A 25,139-nucleotide genomic window follows, 5' to 3' on the forward strand; every position below is an offset into this window, starting at 1 on the left:
TGCTTAGCCGCCGCGTCGGGACCTGAACGCCGGGACCCCGCCGCGGCTGACGTGCTGTCCGGCGACCGGTACCCCAGCGAGAAGGATTCCCTCATGAACGAGACCACCACCTCGTCCGCCGCCACCTCGTCCGCTGCGCCGTCCGCGCCGGAGATCGCCGCCGTCGGCGATCCGTCGGCTCCCGTCCTCGGCTCCACGGGCGATACACCGCAGCAGCCCTCGGGCATGCCCACCCACCGGTATCTGCCCTTCCACGAGCAGATCCGCGTCGAGCTGCCGGACCGCACCTGGCCGACCCGGCGCGTCACCCGCGCCCCCCGCTGGTGCGCCGTCGACCTGCGCGACGGGAACCAGGCCCTCATCGACCCCATGAACTCCGAGCGCAAGCTGCGCATGTTCGAGCTCCTGGTCGCGATGGGATACAAGGAGATCGAGGTCGGGTTCCCGGCCGCCTCCCGCACCGACTTCGACTTCGTGCGCACCCTCATCGAGGAGGACCGGATCCCCGAGGATGTGTCCATCCAGGTCCTCACCCAGTGCCGCGAGCACCTCATCGAACGCACGTACCAGGCGATCGCGGGCGCGAAGCGGGCGGTCGTGCACCTGTACAACTCGACCTCCGTCGTCCAGCGCGACGTCGTCTTCCGGGCCGACGAGGACGCGGTCCTGGACATCGCCGTCCAGGGCGCGCTGCTGTGCACCAAGTACGCCGAGACGATCCCGGAGACGGCGATCACCTATCAGTACTCCCCGGAGTCCTACACGGGCACCGAGCTCGAGTACGCCCTGCGCGTGTGCAATGCGGTGATCGACGTCGTGAAGCCGACGCCGAGCGACAAGATGATCATCAACCTGCCGGCGACCGTGGAGATGGCCACCCCGAACGTCTACGCCGATTCGATCGAGTGGATGCACCGCCACCTCGACCGCCGGGATTCCCTCGTGCTGTCCCTGCACCCCCACAACGACCGCGGCACCGGGGTCGCCGCCGCCGAGCTGGGCTACCTCGCCGGGGCCGACCGCATCGAGGGCTGCCTGTTCGGCAACGGCGAGCGCACCGGCAACGTCGATCTGGTGACCCTCGGCCTGAACCTGTTCACCCAGGGGATCGACCCGCAGATCGACTTCTCCGATCTCGACGAGGTGCGCCGCACGGTCGAGCACTGCAACCAGATGCCGGTGCCCGAGCGCAACCCCTACGGCGGCGACCTCGTCTTCACGGCGTTCTCCGGCTCCCACCAGGACGCCATCAAGAAGGGCCTGGAGCGGATGCAGAGCGACGCCGAGGCTGCCGGGAAGGACGTCGCCGACGCCGTCTGGCGGGTCCCGTATCTGCCGGTCGACCCCAAGGACCTGGGACGCTCCTACGAAGCGGTCATCCGCGTGAACTCGCAGTCCGGCAAGGGCGGGATGGCCTACCTCCTGCGCACCGAGCACGGCCTCGACCTCCCGCGACGCCTGCAGATCGAGTTCTCCGGCATCGTCCAGGACAAGACCGACTCGGACGGCGGTGAGGTCTCCGCCGAGCAGCTCTGGGACGCGTTCACCGACGAGTACCTGCCCTCCCACGAGGAGGCCCGCCGGTGGGGACGCTTCAGCGTGCGCAGCATGACCCAGGAATCCACCGGCGAGGGCGCCGACCGCATCACCGTCCAGCTCGTCATCGACGGGCAGGAGCACGAGATCACCGGGATCGGCAACGGTCCGCTCGATGCCTTCGTCAAGGCCCTCGCCGAGCGCAAGATCGACGTGCGGATCCTCGACTACGCCGAGCACGCCCTGACCGAGGGCGACGACTCCCTGGCGGCGTCGTACATCGAGTGCGAGATCGGGGACCGGATCTTCTGGGGCGTCGGCATCGACGGATCCATCACCCGGGCATCCCTCGAGGCGATCATCTCCGCCCTGAACCGCGAGCACCGCGCGCGGCTCTGAGCGCCTTCCGGGCCCTGAGCGCGCCGCAGGCTCAGAGCGTCTCGGAGCCGGAGCGGCCGTCCTCGCCCGGCGCTCGGGCCGCCGTCGGCGTGTCGTCGACCCGGGCGTCCGGGTCAGGAATCACGGGCATCTCGCCGGTGAGGGTGGACTGGGTGGGCGCCGGCAGCTCCCAGTCCGCCGCTGGATCGCCGTCAGCCGCGCCCGGTGCCTCGGACTCGGAGCCACTGCGTGCCTGGTGCGCCGCCCGGTGGCTGGTCACGGTGACGCCGATGCTCGCGCCGACGACGAAGACCGCCGCGGCGACCCGCAGCAAGGTGGCCTCCTGCCCGATCATCACCACGCCCGCGATCAGCGCGACCACCGGTCCGAGGCTGAGCAGGATCCCGAACACGTGGCGGGGAAGGCGCCGGAGAGCAGCGAGTTCGAGGCTGTAGGGCAGCACGGACCCCAGCACGGCGGTGCCGGCGGCCAGAGCGAGGAGCTGCGGGTCCATGAGTCCGATCAGCGCTCCCGGGGCGCCGAGGGGCAGCACCACCAGCGCCCCGATCGCCATGGCGACCGCGAGCCCACCCTGGCCGGGCACCAGCTTGCCCACCCTGGCGCTGGCGAGCACGTACAGGCCCCAGCAGGCGGCCGCGAACAGAGCGAACAGCACCCCGATCCCGTCCAGGACCCCCGCGCCGGTGAAGGATTCGAGACCGAACAGGCTGACTCCGGCGAGGGCGAGCGCCACCCACAGCAGATCGGTGCGACGCGTCGAGAGCACCGCCGAGACCGTCAGCGGTCCGAGGAACTCGATCGCGACCGCCGTGCCCAGGGGGATGCGGTCGATCGCGCTGTAGAAGCTGCCGTTCATGGCGCCGACGATGACTCCGAAGGCCACCACCGCGATCCACTGCTGATGGGTGAAGCGGTGGAACTTCGGGCGGACGATCACCATCAGCAGCACGGCCGCCAGGCCCAGACGCAGCGCCGTGGTCCCCCAGGAGCCGAGCGCGGGGAAGAGATGGGTCGCCAGGGCCGCCCCGAACTGGACCGAGAAGCACGAGCCCAGGATGAACAGGATGGGCACCACCGGCGGGCCCGCAGCGACCGTGCCGTCCGCCGCAGTGCCGGCGGTGCCCGCCGGGGCCGGACCGGCCTGCGCCCGGCCACTCGATGTGCCGTCGGCCGGAGCGGGTCCGGACGGAGCGGGTCCGGACGGTGCGGGGCCGGCGGAGTAACCAGGTGTCTTCACGACTCCACTGTGCCCGACCGGGCCCGGCCGGTCCACTTCGCGGGCGCGCAGGTCACATCTCGTTCGGGAGAACGACAGACAGGGCCGTGGGGGTCCGGGTAGACAGGTGCCATGACGACGCACTCGGAGGACGAGGCCCCGCTTCCGCACAGTACGAGCTCCGAACCCGAGCCCGGCGCTCACACCGACCCTCAGCATGGCGACACTCAGGCCGGAGCACCGGGTCATGCGCACGGCGAGGGAGGCGGCACGCTGCTCGGCCGATGGCAGGGCCTGGCACTGCTCGTGGTGCTCCTGGCCGCCGCCACGATCGGATTCTCCTCCCGGGGCGTGAGCACCCCGGTCGGCGCCGATGCGAGTTCGGACGTCTTCAGCGCTGCGCGGGCGAGCGAGGCCGCCGCGCCCGCGGTCGCGGAGCCTCGGCCCGTCGGCTCCGATGCCGATGCCGAGGCCCACGCCCTGCTCTCGGACCGTCTGGCCGAGCTCGGCTTCGAGACCACCACGCAGGAGTCGATCGGCGCCCGGACGGTCTCCGGTGCCGATACCGACACGGGCGCCGGCTTCGGCTCGGCGGGCTACACCCGCAACCTGGTCGCGACCCGACCCGGCACCGATCCCACGGGCACCATCGTGCTGGGAACGCACATCGATTCGGTGCCCAATGCGCCGGGGGCGGCCGATGCCGGGGTCGGGCTCGCCGTGATCCTCGAGACCGTCCGCGCCCTGGGACCCGAGGCGCAGCGCAACGACCTCGTGATCCTCCTGGTCGACGGCGAGGAGCCCGGCCTGCTCGGCTCGCAGGCCTTCGTCGACGCGCACGCCGGCGACCTCACCGAACCTGTCGTGGTCCTGAACCACGAAGCCCGCGGCGTCTCCGGTCGCCCCACGGTGACGCGATCGAACGGGCCCATGCACCCGGTGTACGGCGCCATGCCGCATCCCGAGTTCGAGTCCCTCACCGGCGCCCTGTTCGAGTTCATCCCCAACGACACCGACTTCACCGTGTACCGCGAGGCGGGCTGGTGGGGCATGGACATGGCGATCACGGACGACTCGTGGGCGTATCACAGCCCCCAGGACGACGCCGCCCATCTGGACCGGGGCACCCTCCAGCACTACGGCGACATGACCCTGGCGCTGACCCGGGACCTGGCGCAGCGGGATCTCGGCGCGCTCGAGGAACGGGCCGGGGAGCAACCGGTCCAGACCACCGCTCCGTGGGGGATCATCGCGCTGCCACCGGCCGCGGTGGGCGTGATCAGCGTGCTCGCCCCCATGGCGCTGCTGGCGGCCGTGCTGGTGCGGCGCCGGCGCGGCGAGCTCACCCTTCCCGGCGTCCTGGGCGGCGTGCTCGCGGGCCTGGGGGCGGTGATGTTCGGCGCCGGAGCCGGGGCGCTGCTGTGGGAGGCGGCCGCCGCAGCGAGCCCCGAGATGCTCTCGCAGACGACGGGCGAGCCCGTCCGCGCCGAGCTGTTCTTCGTCGCCGAGCTGATGGCCGCTGCGGCCGTGGTGGCGGGCGCGTGGGTGCTGGCACGGATCCTGATCACGCGCCAGGCACTCCTCCATGGCGCGGCGATCACGATGCTGCTTCTGCTGACCTCTCTCGGCCTGCTCCTTCCCGGTCTCGGGATGGCCATGATCCTGCCGGCCGCAGTCGCCGCGATCGGGGCGCTGGCCGCGGTGCTCCTCCCGCCCGCTGTGGGACTGGTGGTGCGGGCGGTGGCGCTGGTGGTCGTCGGCTGGACGCTCGGCGCGCAGATCTCGGCGCTGATGGAGTTCGGCATCGCCTCCTCGGCCGGTGGGCTGGCCGGGACCACGATCCTGACCGTGGCGGCCGCCGCGCCACTGTTCCTGGGTCGTCAGGTGCGGGCGCACCACCGAGCTCGGCGCCCGCACCGCGTGCTGATCCCCGTCCTCCCGGCGGTGCTCGCGATCGGACTGACCCTCGGAGCCTCCGCCGTCACCCTCGCCTCTCCGGAGCCGATCCAGGAGCGCGTCACCGCACATGTGGACGGGTCGAGCGGGCAGACGACCTGGGAGGCCACCGGCACCACCGACTGGGGTGAGCAGCTGGACGGGACGACCGCGACCACCGAGCTGGAGCCGCTGACGTACGACCTGCGGGCCGACACGGCCGACGGGAGGACGGACGCGGAGCTGACCATCACCGCGCCACGGGACGCCTCCGAGTTCCTGCTCGTGCCGGAGGAGGGGACGCTGACCGACGTCACGGTCGACGGGACCCCCGTCCGTGCCGAGGGCGGCCTGGGTGAGGTCCGCATCGTCGGGGTGCGCGCGGGGCAGACGATCACCATCGAGTTCTCGCTCGCCGCCGGCGCCGAGCTGACGGTGCGCGAGACGATCTTCGAGCCGTCTCTCGCCGGTGGCTGGACGGAGCCCGCGGAGGACGTCTCCCTCGTCCAGCCCCGCGTCACGGTGAGCTCCACGATCCGGACGAGCTGAAGAGGGCATCGAGAACACCAGGGCGACTCTGCGCGCGGCATCGCGAGAACTCCGGTCCCGATCCGGTCATCGTCCGTGGGCCGGCCTCACCCTCCCAGCGGGACGGCGCCCAGCACCTCGTGCAGCGGACCCCCGGAACGGCCCTGCCCGAGGCGGGAGGTGACCAGCTGGATCTCGTCGGTCCGCCACATCGGCCCGCGGTAGACGGAGAGCGCATGGACGGCGTCGGCGAGCATCACCTGCGTCGGATCCGGCTGCGGCGGGTCCCAGCGCGAACGACGGCGGCGCGCTCGCGGTGCCCGGGCGGAGACCCGTGCGACCGTGAGGTGGGCCCGCCGGCGCTCACCATCCTCCTCGCCCAGCAGCTGTTCGCTCATCAGGGCGCCGAGACGATCGACCTCCCCGCCGACCCCGATCCACAGCGTGCGGCTGCTGAACGTCCCCGCCCCGGAGAGCTGCAGATCCATCGGCTCGTGCCGCGCGGCCACCTCGGCGAGCGAGGCCAGGGCCCCATCGACCGCCCCGTCGGGCAGGTGGGGACGGAAGGCGAGAGTCAGATGCCACTGGGCGGCGTCTCCCCAGCGCAAGGAGAGTCCCGTCCGCGACCGCACCTCGTCCAGTGCGGAGGCGAGATGGTCCAGGGCATCCGGTGAGGGCCGGATCGAGACGAAGACCCGCATCATGCGGCCGGCGGGAAGCTCTCCCTGGCCGCCTTCGCGATCCGTGCCAGCTGAGCACGGTCTCCGATGGCCCCCAGCACGCCGCCGAGGCCGGGGATCGCCTTGCCGAACAGACGCACCGAGCGCAGGCCGAACTTGCGCAGGATCCGCCCGCCGATGGCGCCGGCGACGGCGGACTGAGGACTGGTCGGCAGGCGCTTGGCGACGGTGCGCGTGGCGACTCCGGCGACCGGACCGAGCCCGACGTTCTTGAGCACGTCCCCGGATTCCTCGCCCATCAGCGCTGCCAGGACGCGGACCCGGACGTCCTCGTCGTCGACGTCGTACCCGCGCACCACGGCGATGGCGCCGACCATGCGGGTGGACTGGACGTAGAACTCGACCACGTTGGTCGGCAGCAGGATGGGGAGCGTGAAGATGCCGCCGAGACCGGTGAGGAAGCCCGCCACGGTCACGCCGCGGCGATGGCGACGCACGATGCGGCGGATCGCGACCTCCGGGCGCTTCCGCCCCCGGCCGCGCTGCGCCCACCGGGCGATGTCCTGCGCCGAGGAGTAGCTGAGCTTGCCGTCCAGTCCGATGTCGCGGAACGTCTCGACCAGGCGCTGGAGCGCTCCACCGCTCGCGTCCGCGGCGGCCGGCTCGCTCTCGGCGCGAGGACCTCTGCGGGCCTCCTTCAGCGCCTGACGTGCCGTGCTGGTGGTCCTGCGGTCACGGCGCAGCATTCCGAGGATGCCCACGGCGAATCCCTCCTCGTCTCGTCTCCGGCTGCCCGGACGGGCGCCCATCGCGTGCGGCCATCATGCCGTCGTCGGGCGCTGACGGCGACACGTCCCGACCATTCGGTGCGGCGGGCCGGGGCCCTCGGCGCCCACCATGGCCCGGGACCACCGATCACGCGGGTCGCCCTGAGCACCGACGTGATGGACCTCCTGGCCGACACCGCTCGCAGGTGCGCCCGTCCGTGAGCCCCTGGTCGTAGGCTCGAGGCACCATGCAGCAGAAGCTCTATCGAGACGATGCGATCGTCCTGCGCACCCACCCCTTGGGCGAGGCCGATCGCATCATCACGCTGCTGACCAGGCGCCACGGCAAGGTGCGTGCGGTCGCCAAGGGCGTGCGCCGCACCGGCAGCCGCTTCGGTGCCCGTCTGGAGCCGTTCAGCCTCGTCGACCTCCAGCTGCACGCGGGCAAGAATCTGCACACCGTCACCCAGGTCGTGATCATCGAACCGTTCGCCGTGGCGATCAGCGCGGACTACGGCCGCTTCACCGCCGCCAGCGCCATGCTCGAGACCACCGACCGGCTCACCGACGAGGTCGTCGATCCCAGCCAGCGCGGTTTCCTGATGCTGGTCGGTGCGCTGCGCGCGATGGGGGAGGGCCGGGTCGCACCGCCCCTGGTGCTGGACTCCTTCCTCCTGCGCACCCTCGCCGTCTCCGGGTGGGCCCCCGAGCTGCGGATGTGCGCCTCCTGCGGCGCTCCCGGCCCGCATCACGCCCTGGACGTCCGCGCGGGCGGGCTGGTCTGCACCGGGTGCCGCCGTCCCGGGGCGATCGCGGTGCGGCAGTCGGCGATCGAGCACATGATCTTCCTGCTGGCGGGGGACTGGGAGAATGTCGTCCCGGCCGAGGACACGGTGGCCCACGAGGCCGGTCGCCTGATCAGCGACACCGTGACCTGGCACCTGGAGCGTTCGGTGCGCTCCCTGAGCTACGTCGAGCGCTGAGCGCGTCCGCGCGAGAGACCCTGGAGGAGACCTTATGCCCGGCGCATCCGAGCGCGGAGGCGAGCAGCCGTTCGAGCACCCCAGCGGCGCGCAGCCCCCCGATCTGCCCGCACCCACCATCCCCGCCCATGTCGCAGTGGTGATGGATGGCAACGGCCGCTGGGCCAACCAGCGCGGACTGCCGCGCACCGCCGGTCACGAGGCCGGCGAGGCTGCACTTCTGGACGTCGTCGCCGGCGCTCTCCAGATCGGCGTCACGCACCTGTCCGCCTATGCCTTCTCCACGGAGAACTGGAAGCGGTCCCCCGACGAGGTCCGCTTCCTGATGGGCTTCTCGCGCTCGGTGCTGCGCCGCCAGCGGGACACCTTGAATTCCTGGGGCGTGCGGATCGTGTGGATCGGCCGCGCGCAGCGGCTGTGGGGCAGCGTGATCCGGGAACTCCAGGAGGCCGAGCAGCTCACGCGCGGTAACACCCGGATGACGCTGTACATGTGCGTGAACTACGGGGGCCGCGCCGAGATCGTCGACGCCGTGCGCGCCGTCGCCGAGGAGGCACGCGCCGGCCGGCTCAGCGGGCGCGGGATCACCGAGAAGACCCTCACCAAGCATCTGATCGATCCCGGGATGCCGCACGTGGACCTGTTCCTGCGCACCAGCGGGGAGCAGCGCACCTCGAACTTCCTGCTGTGGCAGTCGGCCTACGCGGAACTCGTGTTCGTCCCGGAGCTGTGGCCCGACGTCGACCGCCGGGTCCTGTGGCGGGCGATCACCGAGTACGCGCGCCGCGACCGCCGTTACGGGGGAGCGATCGATGCGCTCGCGGCCGACGAGCTCCCGGCGGGCGATGGCACGTCGACGGGATCCGCGCCGGCTCGGTCCTGACTTCGCCCGCTGCTCAGCGCATCCCATCGGTCCGCTCAGCGCATCCCGTCGGAGCCCTCGCCCGTATCGACCGCCGCCTCGTCGGGGTCGGCGCCCACCTCTGCGGGATCGGCTGCCCGGCGCCCGCGCGCGCGACGTACCAGGACGAGGACGCCGGCCGCGAGCGCGAGCAGCACCACGGCGGCGACCCCGGGGCTGCGCAGGAACAGCTCGACCCACAGGAACAGCGCGGTGAGGCCGACGGTCGCGTAGACCACCGCCCATGCGAGCCCGCCGATGGCCAGTGCGGGCAGGTAGCGACGCAGCGGCATCCCGGTGAGCCCGGCGGCGGCATTGGCGGCCGTCTGGAATCCGACGGTCAGGAAGCTGATCGCCACGACGGGTGCGCCGCGGCGGTTGACGATGCCGATGGCGCGGACCACGCGCGGACGGCGCAGCAGATCAGCGACGCGACCGCGGTCCGCGAGCCGGTGCGCACCGCGGCCGAGGGCATAGGTGCCGCCGGCGCGCAGAAGGATCACCAGATAGAGCAGAGCGATCGCCGGCAGCAGCGGCAGCGATCCGATCCACTCCATCATCTGCTCGGCTCCGTCATCGGGGTCATCGGGCCCGCTGCGTCATGATGTCTGCGCCATCATCAGGTCGCCCTCATCCGGAGACGGCCCGGTCCGCGGGAGCGTGCTCGGTGCACAGCCCGAAGACCTCCAGCGTGTGGTCGAGGTCGGTGAAGCCGTTCCTGCCGGCGATCGAGGTCATTGCGGCCTCGAGCTCGGGAGCGAGGAACTCGACGGTGCGCCCGCATTCGCGGCACACCAGATGGTGATGGTGGCCGCTGTCGGCGCACTGGCGGTACAGCGCCTCGCCGTCATCGGCGACGAGCACGTCGAGGCTACCGGCCTTGCTCAGCGCCTGCAGATTGCGGTACACGGTCGCCAGGCCGACGGTCTCCCCGTCGGCCTTCATCTGCTCGTGGATCTGCTGGGCGCTGCGGAAGTCATCCTGTCGCGAGAGCGTCTCGAGGATCGCGGCACGCTGGCGGGTGTTCCGTTGCATCCCTCCATTGTCCCTGATCCGGTTCGGGACCTCCATCCCGACGTGATCGGACGGACTCATCCGCGCGCTGCGTCCATCGCCTCGGGCTCCGGCGGCGCGGCGGTGAGGTCGCGATTCCGCCGTGAGCGGGCGGTACCGCGGGCCGCGGCGATGACGAGGCCGACCGCGTAGACCGCGATGGTCAGCAGCACGATCACCCCGCCCGGCGGGAGATCCACGTTCACGGTGATCAGCAGGCCGCCCAGAGCGCACGCGACGGCGATCACCATGGCGGTGCGCATGGTGCGGGCGAAGCCCACCACCAGGTTCTGTGCCGCCGCGACGGGCACGATCATCAGTGCCGAGACCATCAGGGCGCCCACGATGCGCATCGACAGCGTCACGGTGAGAGCGGCCATGACCGCGACCAGAATGTTCACCAGCCGCACCGGCAGACCGGATGCGCGGGCGAACTCCTCGTCGCTGGTGACCGCGGAGAGCAGGCCGTTCAGGCCCAGCCCGATGGCCAGGACCACCACGGCCAGCGCCACGGCGATGGTGACGTCGGGCAGGGTCACGGTCGACAGGGACCCGAACAGGTAGCCCATGAGGTTCTGTGAGGTGCCACCGGCGAGCTGGATGATCACCACGCCGCCGGCGATGCCCCCGTAGAACAGGATCGCCAGGGCGACGTCGCGACTGGTGTGGCCGAACTCCCGCACGTACTCGATGGCCAGCGCCCCGATCACGGAGGCGGCCAGCGCGCCGGGGATCGCCAGCAGATCGGCGGGGGTGGCGGCGACCCACGCGCCGACCAGCCAGCCGACGGCGACACCGGTCAGAGCCACATGGCCCAGGCCATCGCCCAGCAGCGACAGACGCTTCTGGACCAGGAAGGTACCCACCACCGGGGCGGTCAGACCGATCAGCACCGCGATGATCAGCGGGTACCGCAGCACGTCGTAGGTAAGGATGTCGAGCGGAGAGATCATGCGGGGTGGATCTCCTGTCCGAGGCACTCGTCGATCCGGTCGATCGGGCCGGTGTGGTCGTGACCGGGGTCCAGTTCGGGGCGCTGCGCCTCGGGCCCGTCATGGACCACGCGCCCGTGGTCGAGCACGACGGCGCGGGTCAGCTGGTCCTCCAGGGCACCGGTCTCGTGCAGGACTACCAGGATGCTGGTGCCGCGGGCGGAGAGCTCCCGGAACAGGCCCGCGATCAGATCCTGCGTACCGACGTCGATGCCGGCGAAGGGCTCGTCCAGGACCAGCACCTCGGGGTCGCGCACCAGGGCGCGGGCGATCATCACGCGGCGCCGCTGACCGCCGGACATGCGGGTGATCGGCCGGTCGACGAGGTCGACCAGACCGACCGCCTCCAGCGCCCGCTCGATGCGCGGATCGCGGCGACGGAGGAACCACGAGCGCGATCCGAGCAGGCCCGTGGCGACGGTCTCGCGCGCCGTGGCCGGGATGGAGCCGGCCGCCGGATTGTCCTGCGGGACGTACCCGAGACGATCATGCGAGGCCCGCTTGCGCACGGACTGCCCGAACAGGCGCACGGTGCCGGCTTCCAGCGGCAGCACCCCGAGCACGGCGCGCAGCAGCGTCGACTTCCCGGAGCCGTTGGCACCCAGCAGCGCGACCAGCTCACCCCGGTCGAGGCGGAGGTCGACGTCGTGGAGGACGCGGTTGCCGCCGAGAGCGACCCGCGCGCCCTGGACCTCGACCACCGGGTCCAGAGCGCCGGCGGGTGCCGGCGAGTCCGTGGCGGCCGTCATGACCAGCTCTCGACGAGCTTGCGGCTGTTCTCGCGCATGACCTGAGGATAGTCGGCGTCCTCGGAGAGCTGCGTGGCGAGGTTGTCGAGCTCCTCCGCCTCGACGCCGACGTTGTCGGCAAGGGTCTGAGCGACCTTCGGGCTCGCCGTGGTCTCGAAGAAGATCGTGGTCACGCCGGCCTCGGCGATGACCCCCTCGAGCTCCAGCAGCCGCTGCGGCGAGGGCTCGGTCTCCGGATCGATACCCGTGATCCCCACCTGGGTGAGATCGTAGCGATCGGCGAGATAGGAGAAGGCCGTGTGGCTGGTCACGAAGGTGCGTTCGCCGTCGGCGGCACCGAAGCTCTCCGCGAGCTCCGCATCGAGATCCTCGAGCTCGGTGCGGACCGTCTCGGCGTTGGCGGTGAACGTCTCGGCGGCCTCCGGAACGATCTGCCCGAGACGCTGGGCGAGGGCGTCCGCGATGTCCGCCATCCGTGCGGGGTCGTGCCAGAGGTGGGGGTCGTCCCCGGCGATGCCGTGGTCATGGCCGTCACCGCCCGCCTCGGCGCCGCCCTCGTCGCTCGAGCCCGAGCCCGCTGCCTCGTCGTGCTCGCTCCCCTCATGCTCGTGCTCATGCTCGTGGCCCTCGTCGGCCGAGAGCATCGAGACGACCGTGGAGACGTCCAGCACGTTCTCGTCGCCATGGGAGCTGATCGCATCGTCCAGTGCGGTCTGCAGCCCGGGGATCTGGACGACGAGGGCCGCCTCCTGGATCTCGATGACCTGCTTGGGGGAGAGCTCGATGCCGTGTGCATCGGCCCCGGGCTTGGCCAGCTGGACGATGTCGATCTCTTCGCCGCCGATCCGGTCGAGGAGGTACTCCATGGGGTAGCACCCGGCCACCACCACCGGCGCCGTGGACCCTTCGCCGCCGGCCCCGCAGGCCGCGAGAGCCCCGGCGCCCGCACCGAGGCCGGCGAGGGCGAGGACGGAGCGGCGGGACGGACGCAGGGCGGAGCTGTGCAACATGACAATCATTCTCACCAGCGGTGGGGCGGGAGGCAAGTCGCGCCACGCCCTGCGGCCCCGTTCGTGCCCACGATCACAGCTTGACCGGGCCCGGTGCAGGTCGGCTGAGGCCGCCCCAGGGCCTCCCGCGCGCGGCCACGCCGCGACCTGGCTATCCTGGGGCGGACCATCTCACCCGTCACCAGGAGTCTCCCCGTGGCCAAGGCCCCCGCCAGCACGCTGGACAACGTCATCGCACTCGCGAAGAAGCGCGGCTTCGTGTTCCCGGCGGGAGAGATCTACGGCGGTACCCGCTCCGCGTGGGACTACGGTCCGCTCGGCGTGGAGATCAAGGAGAACATCAAGCGCCAGTGGTGGCGCACGTTCGTCCAGTCGCGGGCGGACATGGTGGGCCTGGACTCCTCGATCATCCTGCCCAAGCGCGTGTGGGAGGCCTCCGGTCACGTCAAGACGTTCACCGATCCGCTGGTGGAGTGCAAGAGCTGCCACAACCGGTTCCGCGAGGACCATCTGCTCGAGGCCTTCGTGGCGAAGAAGGGGCGGGCGCCCGAGGGCGGCCTCGCCGAGGTGCCCTGCCCCAACTGCGGCACCCGCGGGGAGTTCACCGAGCCCCAGCAGTTCTCCGGGCTGGTCAAGACCTACCTCGGCCCCGTCCAGAGCGAGGCCGGGCTGCACTTCCTGCGGCCGGAGACGGCCCAGGGCATCTTCGTGAACTTCCTCAACGTCGTGGGCGCCACCCGCCAGAAGCCGCCCTTCGGGATCGGGCAGGTCGGCAAGGCATTCCGCAACGAGATCACCCCCGGCAACTTCATCTTCCGCACCCGCGAGTTCGAGCAGATGGAGATCGAGTTCTTCACGCCGCCCGCGGAGGCCGACGAGCACTTCGAGACCTGGGTCGAGGACTGCTGGAACTGGTTCACCGACCTCGGGATCTCCGAGGACAACCTGCGCCGATTCGACGTCCCCGAGGACGAGCGGGCCCATTACAGCGCGGGCACGATCGACATCGAGTACCGCTTCGGCTTCTCCGGCAGCGAATGGGGCGAGCTCATGGGCATCGCCAACCGCACCGATTTCGACCTCGCCAGCCACACCGAGGGCTCGGGCACCAAGCTGCAGTACTTCGACCAGGCGTCGAACGAGCGCTACACGCCCTACGTCATCGAGCCGTCCTTCGGTCTGACCCGCTCGATGATGGCCTTCCTCGCCGACGCCTACGCCGAGGACGAGGCCCCGAACTCCAAGGGCGGTGTCGACAAGCGCACCGTGCTCAAGCTCGACCCGCGCCTGGCTCCGATCAAGGCCGCCGTGCTGCCCCTGTCCAAGAGCGAGGACCTCGTCCCGCGTGCCACCCAGCTCGCCGACCAGCTGCGGAAGCACTGGAACGTCGAGATGGACGTCACGCAGGCGATCGGTCGCCGGTACCGTCGCCAGGACGAGATCGGCACCCCGTTCTGCCTCACCGTCGACTTCGAGACCGCCACCGACCAGGCCGTCACGATCCGCGAGCGGGATTCCATGTCCCAGGAGCGCGTGGCGCTGGATCAGGTGGAGTCCTACCTCGCCGCGCGGCTGATCGGCGCCTGAGGGCGCCCGGCGTTCCCCGCGACCCATGACAGCCGGCGGCGGTGCGGAGCTCTCGCAGGCGTACTTCGAGGATCTCGTCCAACCGCTTCTGACCCGTCATGCTCCTCAGCTGGGGTACGCCGCCGCCCGCCTCGGCTCGGGCTCCGACGTGCTGGGCTTCGATGATGCCCAGTCCCGCGACCACGACTGGGGTCTTCGCCTGACACTGCTGGTCGAGGGCGACCGGGCCGATCCGATCGACGCCCTGCTCGAGCGCGAGCTGCCCAGGACCTGGCGCGGACTTCCGACCCGTTTCGCGACGACCTGGGACCCGCAGGTCCGTCACCGGGTCGAGGTGGCCTCGGCCGCCGACTTCGCGCGCTCCCGGCTCGGTCTCGACCCGGCGCGAGGACTCACCGTCCTCGACTGGCTCTCGCTGACCGGGCAGTGCGTCCTCGAGGTCACCGCCGGGCCCGTCTTCCACGACGGCACCGGCGCCATCTCCCGGATCCGCGAGATCCTGGCCTGGTATCCGCGCGATCTCTGGATCTACGCCATGGCCGCCGACTGGTCGCGTCTGGGCCAGGAGTTCCCCGACGTCGGCCGCGCGGGCCTGCGGGGCGACGAGGACGGGTCGTCGGTGATCGCCGCTCGCCACGTGCGCACCATGCTCCACCTCGCGCATCTGCTCCACCGGCGCTGGCCGCCGTACGGGAAGTGGCTCGCCCGCTCGGCCGCGGGGCTCCCGGGCGGAGGAGCGCTCCGCATCGCCGTGCACGAGGTGCTGAGGGCGCGGGACTGGCGCACACGCCAGGGCGCCCTGGCCGACGCCGTCGAACTGCTCGCAGCGGCCCAGGGCGAGATCGGGCTGCCGACGCTGCAGCCGGCGACCGAGGCGTTCTTCGAGCGCCCGCATATCGGGGTGCGCGGCATCCCCGAACTGCTCGGGGAGACGATCACCGATCCGGCCGTGCGGGCGCTGCCGGCCGGCGTCGGCACCGCCGAGCAGATCAGCGATAACGTGACCGTGCTGGTGGACGCCGACGCCCGGCGCCGCCTCGTCGGCGGCTGAGGCCGACGCTGCCCGACGCTGTCTCGTCAGCGGCCGACCCGACCAGGGGCCCGGCCCCGGAACCGAGCCACCGCTGTCCCGGTGGCGCGGACCCTCCGCTGTGCGCTGATCAGCGCACGACGGATCCATCCTCGTGCCGCCGCCGGCGGGATCAGGCTGGTCCCATGACACCCATCGCAGCCCCTCCACGACTCGAGACCACCCCCGATCCGGCCCCGCCCCAGGGGCTGGGCGACCTCACCGCGACCCGCCTCCTCCACCACCGGATCCTGCTGCTGGACCGTGAGCTGGATCAGGACAACGGCGCCCGGCTCAGCGCACAGCTGCTGCTGCTGGCCGCCGAGGAGCCGCAGCGCGACATCACCCTGCTCATCAACTCCCCGGGCGGACTGGTCCCCGCGATGCTCGCCATCGGCGACCTCATCGACCTCGTCCCGTGCGACGTGCGCACCGTCGCCCTGGGGATGGCCTACAGCGCCGGGCAGTACCTCCTGACCCACGGCACCCCGGGCAAACGGCTGATCCTGCCCCACGGCAGGGTGCTCATGCACCAGGGGTCCGCCGGGTTCGCCGGCAGCGCGGCGGACATCGAACTGCAGGCCGAGGATCTGCGGCGCGGCCGCGATCTGCTGATCGCCATCACGGCGGAGCGCACCGGACAGAGCAAGGAGACCATCGCGGCGGACTCCGAGCGGGACCGCATGTGGGATGCCGCCGGCGCCGTCGACTACGGGTTCTGCGACCGCATCGTCACCTCCCTCGAGGACGTGCTGCCGCTGGGGGTCCCGGCCCGCACCGCCCCGTCGCTCGGCCTGACCAGCGCCGTCCCCTCCACGTATCAGGGTCCGGCCCAAGGAGGCGCGCGATGAGCAGCTACACCATCCCCAGCGTCGTCGAGCGCACCGGTGCCGGCGTCGAGCGCAGCGCCGATGTGTACTCGCGCCTGCTCTCGGACCGGATCATCTACGTGGGCACCCCCATCGACGACGGCGTCGCCAACACGGTCATCGCCCAGATTCTCCATCTGGAGAACGACTCGGCCGACGCACCGATCCACCTCTATCTCAACTCCAGCGGCGGTGAGGCGCAGGCGGTGCTGGCCATCTACGACACCCTGACCTACGTGCGCAGCCGGGTGGCGGTGACCTGCGTCGGCCAGGTGGTCGCGGCGCCGGTGGTGCTGCTGGCCGCCGGGACGCCGGGGCTGCGCTGGGTGCTACCGCACACGCGGGTCGTGCTGCACCCGCTGGAGGCGCAGGGGCGCGGCGCCGTGCCGGACCTGATCCTGGCGACCGAGGAGGTCGAACGGATACGCCGCGCGCTCGAAGCGCTGATCGCCGAGCATTCCGGGCGCTCCCTGGACCAGGTGCGCCGGGATCTGGAACGAGAGCAGGTGCTCGACGCGGAGGCGACCGTCGCCTACGGACTGGCCGACGAGGTGCTGATCAGGCGGCCGACAGCAGGGTGAGGCCGGCGCCGGCGGCCCGGCCGTCGCCGTCGAACCGGATCTGCCGGCGCCCCGGACCGGAGAGCGAGGAGAGCTCGAGCCGCACCGGCTCCGCCGCGGCGAGGCCCGTGACCGCGGCGCCGTCGGCCACCCGCAGCAGCAGATCGGGAACCGTGAGGGCAAGGGCGCCGGTGATCGCGGCGAGCATCTCGGAGGAGGGGTCCTTGCGCCCCCGCTCCACGTCGGACAGGTGCTGCATGCTGATGCCGGCGGCATCGGCCACCTGCGCGAGCGTGCGGCCCTGACGCGTGCGCTCCTCGCGGAGCGCGGCGCCGACCAGCTCGCGCAGCAGAGGTTCCAGATGCCCGTCCATGGCCCGAGGCTACGCCGGACTCCTCCTCGGCGCCGCGTCCTCTGCTGAGAGCAGAAACCGGAGCTCTGCGGCCCCTGCCGTCGGCCTCCGCCACTGTCCTCGCCGCCCCCGCATCCCGGACCCTCCCCAGCCCGGTTCGATGCACATCACCCCCATCCGCCCTCCCCGCCGGCACGGCCAGGTGGGACAATCAGTCCGATGACCACCCTCGACGCTTTGCATTCCGGGAGCGGGCATGCCGTGACCGTGCCCGCTGCGACGCCATCGACCGTGCCTGCCGATGGCCCGACCCGTCGCGCCCTGACGATCGGACCGCACACGATCGACACCCCGGTGGTGCTCGCGCCGATGGCCGGGATCACCAACATGGCCTTCCGCCTGCTGTGCCGCGAGTTCGGGGCCCTGCACAGCGAGCACGACGGGGGACTGTACGTCTCGGAGATGGTCACCACCCGCGCCCTGGTGGAGGATCACCCGGAGTCGTGGCGCCTGGTGACCATGGGCGAGCGGGAGACGCCGCGCTCGGTGCAGCTGTACGGCGTGGACCCCGCCACGGTCCGCCGGGCGGTCGAGATGCTGCGCGAGCGCGACCTCGTCGACCACATCGACCTCAACTTCGGCTGCCCGGTGCCCAAGGTGACCCGGCGCGGCGGGGGAGGCGTGCTGCCGTGGAAGACGGAGCTGTTCACCCAGATCGTCCGCGGCGCCGTCGAGGCCGCCGGGCCCGACGTGCCCGTGACCGTGAAGACCCGCATCGGCATCGACGACGAGCACGTCACGTACCGCGACGCCGGGCTCATCGCCCAGGAGGTCGGGGCGGCCGCGATCGCCCTGCACGGCCGCACCGTCGTCCAGCATTACTCCGGGACCGCCCGCTGGGACGCGATCTCCGATCTCAAGGAGCTGGTGACCGGCATCCCGGTGCTCGGCAACGGCGACATCTGGTCCGCCGAGGACGCACTGACGATGATGGAGCAGACCGGCTGCGACGGCGTCGTCGTCGGCCGCGGCTGCCAGGGACGGCCCTGGCTGTTCGCCGACCTCGCCGCGGCCTTCGCCGGCCGACCGGACCGCATCCGCCCCTCGATGGGGGACATCGCGAGGATCCTGCGCCGGCACGCGGAACTGCTGGTCGAGTTCTTCGAGGACGAAGGCCGCGCCCTGCGCGACCTGCGCAAGCACGTGGCCTGGTACTTCAAGGGGTACCCCGTCGGCGGCGAGATGCGCCACCGCCTGGCCACCATGGAGTCGCTGGCCGACCTCGACGCGAAGCTCGCCGAGCTCGATCTGGACTCCCCCTACCCCGGAGAGGCCGTGGAAGGCCCGCGCGGCCGGGCCGGCAGCCCCAAGCGCGCCGTCGTGCCCCAGGGGTGGATGGAGTCCCGCGCGATGACCACCGACCACGCCGAGCGGCTGCACGAGGCCGAGCTCGACACCTCGGGGGGCTGAGGGGATGACCACGCCGCCCCACGACGCCCCGGCGGGCGCCGCCGCGCCCCTGCCCGGCAGCGGACGCTCCCGGCAGGGCCCCTCACGCACCTCCACCGGTTCGGCCCCGCCCGCGGGATACACCGAGGCCGACCTCGAACGCTGGGTGAACGAGTCCGCCAAGTCCCAGGCGCGCACGCCGTTCCAGCGTGACCGCGCCCGGGTGCTGCACTCCTCGGCGCTGCGGCGGCTCGGGGCGAAGACGCAGGTCCTCGGCGCCGGCGCCAACGACTTCGTGCGCACGCGCCTGACGCATTCCCTCGAGGTCGCGCAGGTGGGCCGGGACATCGGTCTCGAGCTGGGCTGCGACCCCGACGTGGTCGACGCCGCCTGCCTCTCCCACGACCTCGGCCATCCCCCCTTCGGCCACAACGGCGAGAAGGTGCTGGCCGACCTCGCCGCCGATTTCGGAGGTTTCGAGGGCAACGCCCAGACCCTGCGCCTGCTGACCCGCCTGGAGCCGAAAGTCATCGGGGAGGAGCGCCCCTACGGGCTCAACCTCACCCGGGCGAGCGTGGACGCCGCGATCAAGTACCCGTGGGCCCGCGGACAGGGACCGGACCCGGACTCGCCCAAGTTCGGCGCGTACGCCGACGACCTCGACGTCTACGAATGGGCCCGCCGGGGCGCCGTCCCGGGCCGCAAGTGCTTCGAGGCGCAGGTCATGGATCTGGCCGACGACATCGCTTATTGCGTCCACGACATCGAGGACGCCGTCACCGGACTCACCCTCGACCTCGCGAAGCTGCAGGAGCCGATGGAGCGCTCCGCGGCCCTGTACGTGGTCCAGGACTGGTACATGCCCGATGAATCCATCGACGCGCTCGACGCCGCCCTGCAGCGCCTCGAGGCCGAGCCGTACTGGACGCCGTCGTTCACGGGCACGATGCGCTCGGCGGCCGCCCTGAAGAACATGACCAGCCAGCTCATCGGGCGTTTCACCCGCTCGGTGGTCACCGCCACCCGCACCGCCCACGGCGAGGAGCCCATCGCCCGCTACAGCGGGGAAGCCGTGGTGCCCGAGCAGACGCACCTCGAGATCGCCGTGCTCAAGGGGCTGGCCGCTGCCTACGTGATGTCCTCGGCCACCCAGCAGCCGGTCTACGAGGCGCAGGAGGAGATCATCCGCGACCTGTACTCGCGGCTGTGGAACACCGGCACGGTGTATCTCAGCCCGCTGTTCGCCGAGCTGTGGGAGGCTGCCGGCGACGACGACTCCCGTCGACGCGTGGTCGTCGATCAGATCGCCTCCTACACGGACGTCACGGCCCGGCGCCTGCACGAGGTGCTGTTCGACCGGGAGCTCACGCATGTCACCGCAGCGGACACCCCGCTGCCCGGGCTCGGATCGGAGCTGTGATCGGGTGGCCCAGGGACTGATCAATCGCGACGACATCAACCTGGTGCGCGAACGCTCGCGCCTGGACGAGGTCGTCGCCGAGCACGTCACCCTGCGCACCGCCGGAATCGGCTCGATGAAGGGCCTGTGCCCCTTCCACGACGAGAAGACTCCGTCGTTCAACATCCGGCCGCAGCTGGGCCAATGGCACTGCTTCGGGTGCGGCGAGGGCGGCGATGTCATCTCCTTCGTCCAGAAGATCAATCACCTCAGCTTCGTCGAGGCCGTCGAGCTCCTGGCGGGCCGCTACGGGATCCAGCTGCGCTACGAGGAGTCGAGCTCGGGCGGCGGGCGCGGCGACCGTCCCGACTTCGGGACCCGTCGCCGCCTGCTGGATGCTCACGCCATCGCCGAGGAGTACTACTGCGAGCAGCTGGCCGGTCCGGCCGCCGAGGTGGGCCGCCGGTTCCTGACCGAACGCGGCTTCGACCGGGAGGCCGCCGAACGCTTCGGCGTCGGCTTCGCCCCGGAGGGCTGGGACTCCCTGACCTCCGTCCTGCGCGGTCGCGGCTTCACCGAGCAGGAGCTGGTGGCCAGCGGGCTCGTCTCCCAGGGTCAGCGGGGCGTCTACGACAGGTTCCGCGGGCGGCTGGTGTGGCCGATCCGCGACATCACCGGCAACACCATCGGCTTCGGGGCGCGCCGGCTGCTGGAATCGGACAAGGGCCCGAAGTACCTCAATACGCCCGAGAGCCCGATCTACCACAAATCCAACGTGCTCTACGGCCTGGACCTGGCGCGCAAGGAGATCTCGAGACAGCGCCGCGTAGTGGTGGTCGAGGGGTACACCGATGTGATGGCCGCGCACCTGGCCGGCGTCACCACTGCCGTGGCCTCCTGCGGCACCGCGTTCGGCGCAGACCACGTCAAGATCGTCCGGCGCGTGATGGGGGATTCGAACCCGTCCTCGGGGCTGCAGCTGAACGCCGACGGCCGTGGGCTCTCCGGGGAGGTCGTCTTCACCTTCGACGGCGACGCCGCCGGACAGAAGGCCGCGCTGCGCGCCTTCGAGGAGGACCAGAAGTTCGTCGCCCAGACCTACGTCGCCGTCGAGCCCGAGGGCATGGACCCGTGCGAGCTGCGCATCGCTCGAGGGGACCAGGCGGTCGTGGACCTGATCGAGGCCCGCAAGCCCATGTTCGAGTTCGCCATCCGCTCGGCGATCTCCCAGGTCGACCTCGACACGGTCGAGGGCCAGGTCAGTGCGCTGCGGATGGCCGCCCCCGTGGTCGCGCGCATCCGCGACCGGGCGATGCGCCCCGAATATGCCCGACGCCTGTCGGGATGGCTGGGCATGGATGAGCGCACCGTGCTGCGGGCCGTCCATGACGCCTCCCGCAGCGAAGACCGCACCGGCAGGCATGCTGACGAGCCGCTGAGCACGGAACGCCCCGGTACCCCGGCGGCGAGCGCGGGGGAGCAGCCCGCGGTCCCCGTCGCTCGTCTCGCCGACGCGGTCGGTCCCCGCGACCCCGTCGGACAGGTCGAGACCCAGTCCCTCGCGGTGATGATGCAGACCCCGCACCTGCTGGACACCGAGACGGTGGCAGCCCTGCCGGACGACGCCTTCCACGTGCCGGCTCTGCAGAGCGTGTGGGACGTGATGCTGGCCGCCGGAACACTGCTGGATGCGACGGAGGGGACACTCCACCCCGCCCGCTACCTCGAACAGGTCCTCGAGATCGCGGGGGAGACCGTGCGTCCCCTGATCGTGGAGATCGCGAATCTCGACCTGCCCGCCCGCGACGAGGAGGGGCTCCAGCGACTGGCCAACTCGCTGCTGGCTCGTCTCAGCGAGCTGTCGATCACCCGGGAGTACTCCGTGCTCAAGCAGCGTCTCCAGCGCACCGATCCGTCGGACGGGGAGCGATACCAGGAGATCCTGGGCCGCCTCGCGCAGGTGCAGGAGAAGCGCCGGGCACTGCGCCAGAGCGTCGAGTGAGCGTCATCCGGAGGTGCTGACGCCACCGGGTACGGGGCCATGCAGGGACGGAGCCGTGAACGCCGTGAGCCGTGGAGCCATCACGGAGCCATGGAGCCACGGGGTCGCTGCGCCGTCGCGCCGTGGAGCCACGTTCTGTCCGGAAAACCGGAAGCCGGTCTAGGGCCTGCCCCCTGAGGCCGATGTCGCCGCGTTGGTAGCGTTCCCCGAGCGCGCCGACCGGCGTGCCCCGTTCCACGCCCTATGCTGCCGAGGCGATCCCTCGCAGCCACCCGGAGCTGCCCCCATGCGACTGCCCGACCTCTCGAGGTACCAGCTCCCGCGCGAGTACGCGCGGCTCGCGCGGCGCGCGGTGCGTCACGTCGTGGGAACCGTGCTCGGACTCCTGATCGGACCGCTGCTCGTGCTCGCAGCCCCGCTGCAGTTGATGCGCCTGCGGGCCCCCTTCCGTCGGGTGCGCCGCTGGGAGCTGTACCGCCTGCGCCGCTTCTACCAACTGCAGGTCGGGGCGGGGGACGGTGCCTTCCTCGGCGGACGCCGAGCGCTGCTGCACGGGCCGTTGTCGGCGGTGCTCGGGTACGTGATGTGCGATCTGCTGCTGCTGGTCGCCGCGGTCGTCCTGGGCAGTTTCACCCAGCTGCTGGCGGCCGGTCCCGTGGTGCTCGAGTTCGCCGTGTGGACCATCAGTCGTCCTGCGCTGCCGGTGCTGGTGATCTTCGGGACCTCCAGCCTGCTGGCCACGGCCCTCTACGCCGAGTTCGCGGTCTGGTTGCAGGCGAAGCTCCTGGGCCGCTGGACCGCGATCACGCGCCAGGATGCGCTGGAGACCCGCATCAGCCGCCTGCTGACCACGCGCCGCGGCGTGGTCGTGGCGATCGACGACGAACGCCGCCGTATCGAGCGCGATCTGCACGACGGGGTCCAGCAGAACGTGGTCTCGCTGTCGGTGACGCTGGCCCGGGCCCGGCGCGCCACGGATCCCCACCGTTCCGCCCAGCTGCTGGAGCAGGCTCACGGCCAGTCCCAGGCTCTGATCGAGGAGGTCCGCCAGGTGGCCTGGCGGATCTACCCGACCACACTCGACGAGCACGGACTGGCCGCCGCCCTGGACGGTGTCGCCGCGACCAGCCCGGTGCCGGTCCACGTGGACCACAGCATCGAGGCCGAGCTGCCTCCGGCGGTCGAATCGGCCGCCTACTTCGTGGCGCGGGAAGCGGTGACCAACGTGGTCAAGCATGCCGGTGCCCGCACCATCCGGATCACCGTGGCCACTGAGGGCGAGCCCGACCGGCGCGTCCTGCGGCTGGCGGTCCACGACGACGGCACCGGCGGTGCCGATCCCGAAGGCGGCGGACTGCAGGGCCTGGCCAGGCGGGTCGCAGCGCTGGACGGTAGCGTGAGCGTGAACAGCCCGCCCGGCGGCCCCACCGTCATCACCGCGGAGATGCCCTGTGACTGAGCCCCACATCCCGTCGACCCCCGAACAGCCCGACGGGGAGGGTCCCCGCGCGCCGCTCAGCGTGGTCCTCGCCGACGATGCGGTGCTGCTTCGTGAGGGTGTCCGCAGCCTGCTGGTCGACGAGGGCATCGACGTCCTCGCCTCCGTGGGGGACGGAGACGCCCTGCTGAGCGCGGTCGCCGCGCATCATCCGCGCCTGGCGATCGTCGACGTGCGCATGCCGCCCACCCACACCAACGAAGGGCTTCTGGCCGCGGTGCGGATCAAGCGCGACCACCCGGACGTCGGGGTGCTGATGCTCTCCCAGTACGTGGCGCGCGAGTACGCCAGCGAGCTGCTGGGCACCGAGACCCCCGGGATCGGGTACCTGCTCAAGGACCGCGTCACCGAGATCGACAGCTTCCTCGACGCCGTCCACCGGGTCGCCGACGGAGGCACCGTGATCGACCCGGCCGTGGTCCGTGCCCTGCTGCGCGCGCCGGAGCAGCAGAAGGCGGTCAGCCGCCTGACGCCGCGGGAGATCGAGGTGCTCGAGGCGATGGCGGAGGGTCTCTCGAACCGCGGAATCGCCGAGCGCATGTTCGTCTCGCTGAGCACGGTGGAGAAGGCGATCAGCGCTATCTTCGACAAACTCGAGCTGGCCGGCGACGAACAGACCAGCCGCCGTGTCCAAGCCGTGCTGCGCTACCTCGACGACCGGTAGACCCGTCGCCGTCCACCATCGCGCCTCCTCCCGGTCGAGCGGTACGGCTGGCCCAGCTCCTGGTGGACCGGCTCCTGGTGGACCGGCACCGGGTCGGCCGTCGCCCCGCGGACCGGCGTCCGGGCGCGTTCAGACGAGATCGAGCGCTCGGGCAGTGGCATCCTCGACCCGTCCGCGCGCCGAGGCGTACAGCAGCCCGGTGGTGAAGGCGTTGTGGCCGCTGCGGGCACCCTGCGCGGCGTGCTCTCGCAGGAACTCGCACGCGACGACCGCGTCCTGCAGGTCTCCCAGCACCTGCTGCGCCGTGGTGGCCTGCTCGAGGTGCGTGGCCGCCGCGGGCTCGGCGTCGGCCAGCAGTTCGGCTGCGTACCGCCACCGCTTGGCGGCCTTGCGCGCCGAGTGCAGTGCGACGGGGTGCCCCTCGGAGCTGCGGATGCGGCGACGGACCCGACGCCGGGACTTCTTGAGGGTCTTGGTGACGTCCTGTCCCGTCAGGGCCGGCGGGTCGCTGCACCAGGCGGTGAGCTGTTCCGTCGCACGTCCCCATCGCGGGTCCTCGGAGGCCGCCGACAGTGCGTCGAGTCCTTCTCGCCGACGCGCTGAGAGCGCCTCGGCGAGATCGCGGCGCGCCGGGCCGAGCACCAGGTCCTCAGGAAGCGCGTCCAGTTCGGGCAGCAGGCTGCCGGCGAGGACATCGGCGTCGCGGATCCGGCCGAGCGCCAGGGCGACGAACCGCAGATCCTCATCGAGGGCGCCGGGCTCCGGGAAGGAGCGGGCGAAGGTGCGCACCGTCGCCCGCAACCGGCGCAGGGAGGTTCGCGTGTGGTGGACCGACTCCACGTCGGCGTCCCGCGCGATCGACTCGAGCCCGCTCAGAGCTCGCTGGGCATGCTCCCGGACGTAGCGGGCCAGGGGGTCCTCAGCACTCACCGATCGTCTCC

General features: G+C 71.6%; 23 protein-coding genes. 13 read left to right on the forward strand and 10 right to left on the reverse strand.

The genetic code is table 11. The annotated features are described in order from the left end of the window. Positions 1 to 225 precede the first annotated feature (225 nt). Positions 226 to 1,935 carry a 2-isopropylmalate synthase gene (leuA, locus tag ACFQRJ_RS02830; protein ID WP_377017266.1) on the forward strand — a complete coding sequence of 570 codons (1,710 nt, stop codon included), beginning with the start codon at positions 226 to 228 and terminating at the stop codon, positions 1,933 to 1,935. A 31-nt stretch (positions 1,936 to 1,966) separates the two neighbouring features. Here leuA and ACFQRJ_RS02835 read toward each other — a convergent pair whose 3' ends face one another. Next, entirely contained in the window at positions 1,967 to 3,172 is a 1,206-nt protein-coding gene (locus ACFQRJ_RS02835; RefSeq protein ID WP_377016824.1) for a DMT family transporter, read from the reverse strand. Positions 3,173 to 3,283: 111 nt separating this feature from the next. Between ACFQRJ_RS02835 and ACFQRJ_RS02840 the strand changes: the two genes are divergently transcribed. After that, on the forward strand, positions 3,284 to 5,635 hold the full coding sequence (locus ACFQRJ_RS02840; protein WP_377016826.1) for a M28 family peptidase: 2,352 nt from the start codon (positions 3,284 to 3,286) through the stop codon (positions 5,633 to 5,635). An 86-nt stretch (positions 5,636 to 5,721) separates the two neighbouring features. Here ACFQRJ_RS02840 and ACFQRJ_RS02845 read toward each other — a convergent pair whose 3' ends face one another. Together ACFQRJ_RS02845 and ACFQRJ_RS02850 are read right to left on the reverse strand one after the other, a co-directional pair. Beyond that, positions 5,722 to 6,318, reverse strand: coding sequence for a 2'-5' RNA ligase family protein (locus tag ACFQRJ_RS02845; protein WP_377016828.1), 597 nt, complete (start codon positions 6,316 to 6,318; stop codon positions 5,722 to 5,724). Then, positions 6,315 to 7,055 carry an EcsC family protein gene (locus ACFQRJ_RS02850; RefSeq protein WP_377016830.1) on the reverse strand — a complete coding sequence of 247 codons (741 nt, stop codon included), beginning with the start codon at positions 7,053 to 7,055 and terminating at the stop codon, positions 6,315 to 6,317. Before ACFQRJ_RS02850 ends, ACFQRJ_RS02845 begins: the two co-directional genes overlap by 4 nt. Before the next feature lie 254 nt (positions 7,056 to 7,309). Here ACFQRJ_RS02850 and recO point away from each other — a divergent pair, with 254 nt between their 5' ends. Continuing rightward, the gene (recO, locus tag ACFQRJ_RS02855) at positions 7,310 to 8,044 is read left to right on the forward strand and encodes a DNA repair protein RecO (protein ID WP_377016832.1); all 735 of its coding nucleotides are present in this window, start codon (positions 7,310 to 7,312) and stop codon (positions 8,042 to 8,044) included. Between the two features lie 34 nt (positions 8,045 to 8,078). After that, positions 8,079 to 8,927, forward strand: a complete 849-nt coding sequence (locus ACFQRJ_RS02860; RefSeq protein ID WP_377016834.1) for an isoprenyl transferase — start codon at positions 8,079 to 8,081, stop codon at positions 8,925 to 8,927. A gap of 35 nt (positions 8,928 to 8,962) precedes the next feature. Here ACFQRJ_RS02860 and ACFQRJ_RS02865 read toward each other — a convergent pair whose 3' ends face one another. The 5 genes from ACFQRJ_RS02865 to ACFQRJ_RS02885 form a co-directional block, all read right to left on the reverse strand. Further along, positions 8,963 to 9,502 carry a DedA family protein gene (locus ACFQRJ_RS02865; protein ID WP_377016836.1) on the reverse strand — a complete coding sequence of 180 codons (540 nt, stop codon included), beginning with the start codon at positions 9,500 to 9,502 and terminating at the stop codon, positions 8,963 to 8,965. 73 nt (positions 9,503 to 9,575) lie between these two features. Continuing rightward, positions 9,576 to 9,980 (reverse strand): Fur family transcriptional regulator, encoded by a 405-nt coding sequence (locus ACFQRJ_RS02870; RefSeq protein ID WP_377016839.1) that lies wholly within the window; start codon positions 9,978 to 9,980, stop codon positions 9,576 to 9,578. Positions 9,981 to 10,036: 56 nt separating this feature from the next. Continuing rightward, positions 10,037 to 10,951 (reverse strand): metal ABC transporter permease, encoded by a 915-nt coding sequence (locus tag ACFQRJ_RS02875; protein ID WP_377016841.1) that lies wholly within the window; start codon positions 10,949 to 10,951, stop codon positions 10,037 to 10,039. Next, entirely contained in the window at positions 10,948 to 11,739 is a 792-nt protein-coding gene (locus ACFQRJ_RS02880) for a metal ABC transporter ATP-binding protein (protein ID WP_377016843.1), read from the reverse strand. Before ACFQRJ_RS02880 ends, ACFQRJ_RS02875 begins: the two co-directional genes overlap by 4 nt. Further along, complete coding sequence (locus tag ACFQRJ_RS02885) at positions 11,736 to 12,749, reverse strand: metal ABC transporter substrate-binding protein (RefSeq protein WP_377016845.1); 1,014 nt, start codon at positions 12,747 to 12,749, stop codon at positions 11,736 to 11,738. Before ACFQRJ_RS02885 ends, ACFQRJ_RS02880 begins: the two co-directional genes overlap by 4 nt. A 195-nt stretch (positions 12,750 to 12,944) precedes the next feature. Here ACFQRJ_RS02885 and ACFQRJ_RS02890 point away from each other — a divergent pair, with 195 nt between their 5' ends. The 4 genes from ACFQRJ_RS02890 (at position 12,945) to ACFQRJ_RS02905 (ending at position 16,855) form a co-directional block, all read left to right on the forward strand. After that, entirely contained in the window at positions 12,945 to 14,336 is a 1,392-nt protein-coding gene (locus ACFQRJ_RS02890; RefSeq protein WP_377016847.1) for a glycine--tRNA ligase, read from the forward strand. A gap of 25 nt (positions 14,337 to 14,361) precedes the next feature. Beyond that, a complete protein-coding gene (locus tag ACFQRJ_RS02895) occupies positions 14,362 to 15,387 on the forward strand; it encodes a DUF4037 domain-containing protein (RefSeq protein WP_377016849.1) in 1,026 nt (341 codons plus the stop codon). Between the two features lie 164 nt (positions 15,388 to 15,551). After that, positions 15,552 to 16,256 carry a ClpP family protease gene (locus ACFQRJ_RS02900; protein WP_377016851.1) on the forward strand — a complete coding sequence of 235 codons (705 nt, stop codon included), beginning with the start codon at positions 15,552 to 15,554 and terminating at the stop codon, positions 16,254 to 16,256. Continuing rightward, entirely contained in the window at positions 16,253 to 16,855 is a 603-nt protein-coding gene (locus tag ACFQRJ_RS02905; RefSeq protein WP_377016853.1) for a ClpP family protease, read from the forward strand. Before ACFQRJ_RS02900 ends, ACFQRJ_RS02905 begins: the two co-directional genes overlap by 4 nt. Here the strand turns inward: ACFQRJ_RS02905 and ACFQRJ_RS02910 are convergent. After that, positions 16,833 to 17,207 carry a helix-turn-helix domain-containing protein gene (locus ACFQRJ_RS02910; RefSeq protein WP_377016855.1) on the reverse strand — a complete coding sequence of 125 codons (375 nt, stop codon included), beginning with the start codon at positions 17,205 to 17,207 and terminating at the stop codon, positions 16,833 to 16,835. The genes ACFQRJ_RS02905 and ACFQRJ_RS02910 overlap by 23 nt on opposite strands. Positions 17,208 to 17,405: 198 nt before the next feature. Between ACFQRJ_RS02910 and dusB the strand changes: the two genes are divergently transcribed. The 5 genes from dusB to ACFQRJ_RS02935 all read left to right on the forward strand — a co-directional run bounded on the left by dusB (position 17,406) and on the right by ACFQRJ_RS02935 (position 24,198). Beyond that, the gene (gene dusB / locus ACFQRJ_RS02915) at positions 17,406 to 18,656 is read left to right on the forward strand and encodes a tRNA dihydrouridine synthase DusB (protein WP_377016857.1); all 1,251 of its coding nucleotides are present in this window, start codon (positions 17,406 to 17,408) and stop codon (positions 18,654 to 18,656) included. Positions 18,657 to 18,660: 4 nt separating this feature from the next. After that, positions 18,661 to 20,055 (forward strand): deoxyguanosinetriphosphate triphosphohydrolase, encoded by a 1,395-nt coding sequence (locus tag ACFQRJ_RS02920; protein ID WP_377016859.1) that lies wholly within the window; start codon positions 18,661 to 18,663, stop codon positions 20,053 to 20,055. Positions 20,056 to 20,059: 4 nt separating this feature from the next. Continuing rightward, positions 20,060 to 22,036, forward strand: a complete 1,977-nt coding sequence (dnaG, locus tag ACFQRJ_RS02925) for a DNA primase (protein WP_377016862.1) — start codon at positions 20,060 to 20,062, stop codon at positions 22,034 to 22,036. Positions 22,037 to 22,322: 286 nt separating this feature from the next. Further along, the gene (locus tag ACFQRJ_RS02930) at positions 22,323 to 23,495 is read left to right on the forward strand and encodes a sensor histidine kinase (RefSeq protein ID WP_377016864.1); all 1,173 of its coding nucleotides are present in this window, start codon (positions 22,323 to 22,325) and stop codon (positions 23,493 to 23,495) included. After that, the gene (locus ACFQRJ_RS02935; protein WP_377016866.1) at positions 23,488 to 24,198 is read left to right on the forward strand and encodes a LuxR C-terminal-related transcriptional regulator; all 711 of its coding nucleotides are present in this window, start codon (positions 23,488 to 23,490) and stop codon (positions 24,196 to 24,198) included. Before ACFQRJ_RS02930 ends, ACFQRJ_RS02935 begins: the two co-directional genes overlap by 8 nt. A 129-nt stretch (positions 24,199 to 24,327) precedes the next feature. On the opposite strand, the gene ACFQRJ_RS02940 is transcribed toward ACFQRJ_RS02935, so the two are convergent. Then, a complete protein-coding gene (locus ACFQRJ_RS02940; RefSeq protein ID WP_377016869.1) occupies positions 24,328 to 25,128 on the reverse strand; it encodes a CHAD domain-containing protein in 801 nt (266 codons plus the stop codon). Between the last annotated feature and the right edge of the window lie 11 nt (positions 25,129 to 25,139).

Source organism: Brachybacterium sp. GCM10030252 (assembly GCF_042666535.1).
GTDB lineage: Bacteria > Actinomycetota > Actinomycetes > Actinomycetales > Dermabacteraceae > Brachybacterium.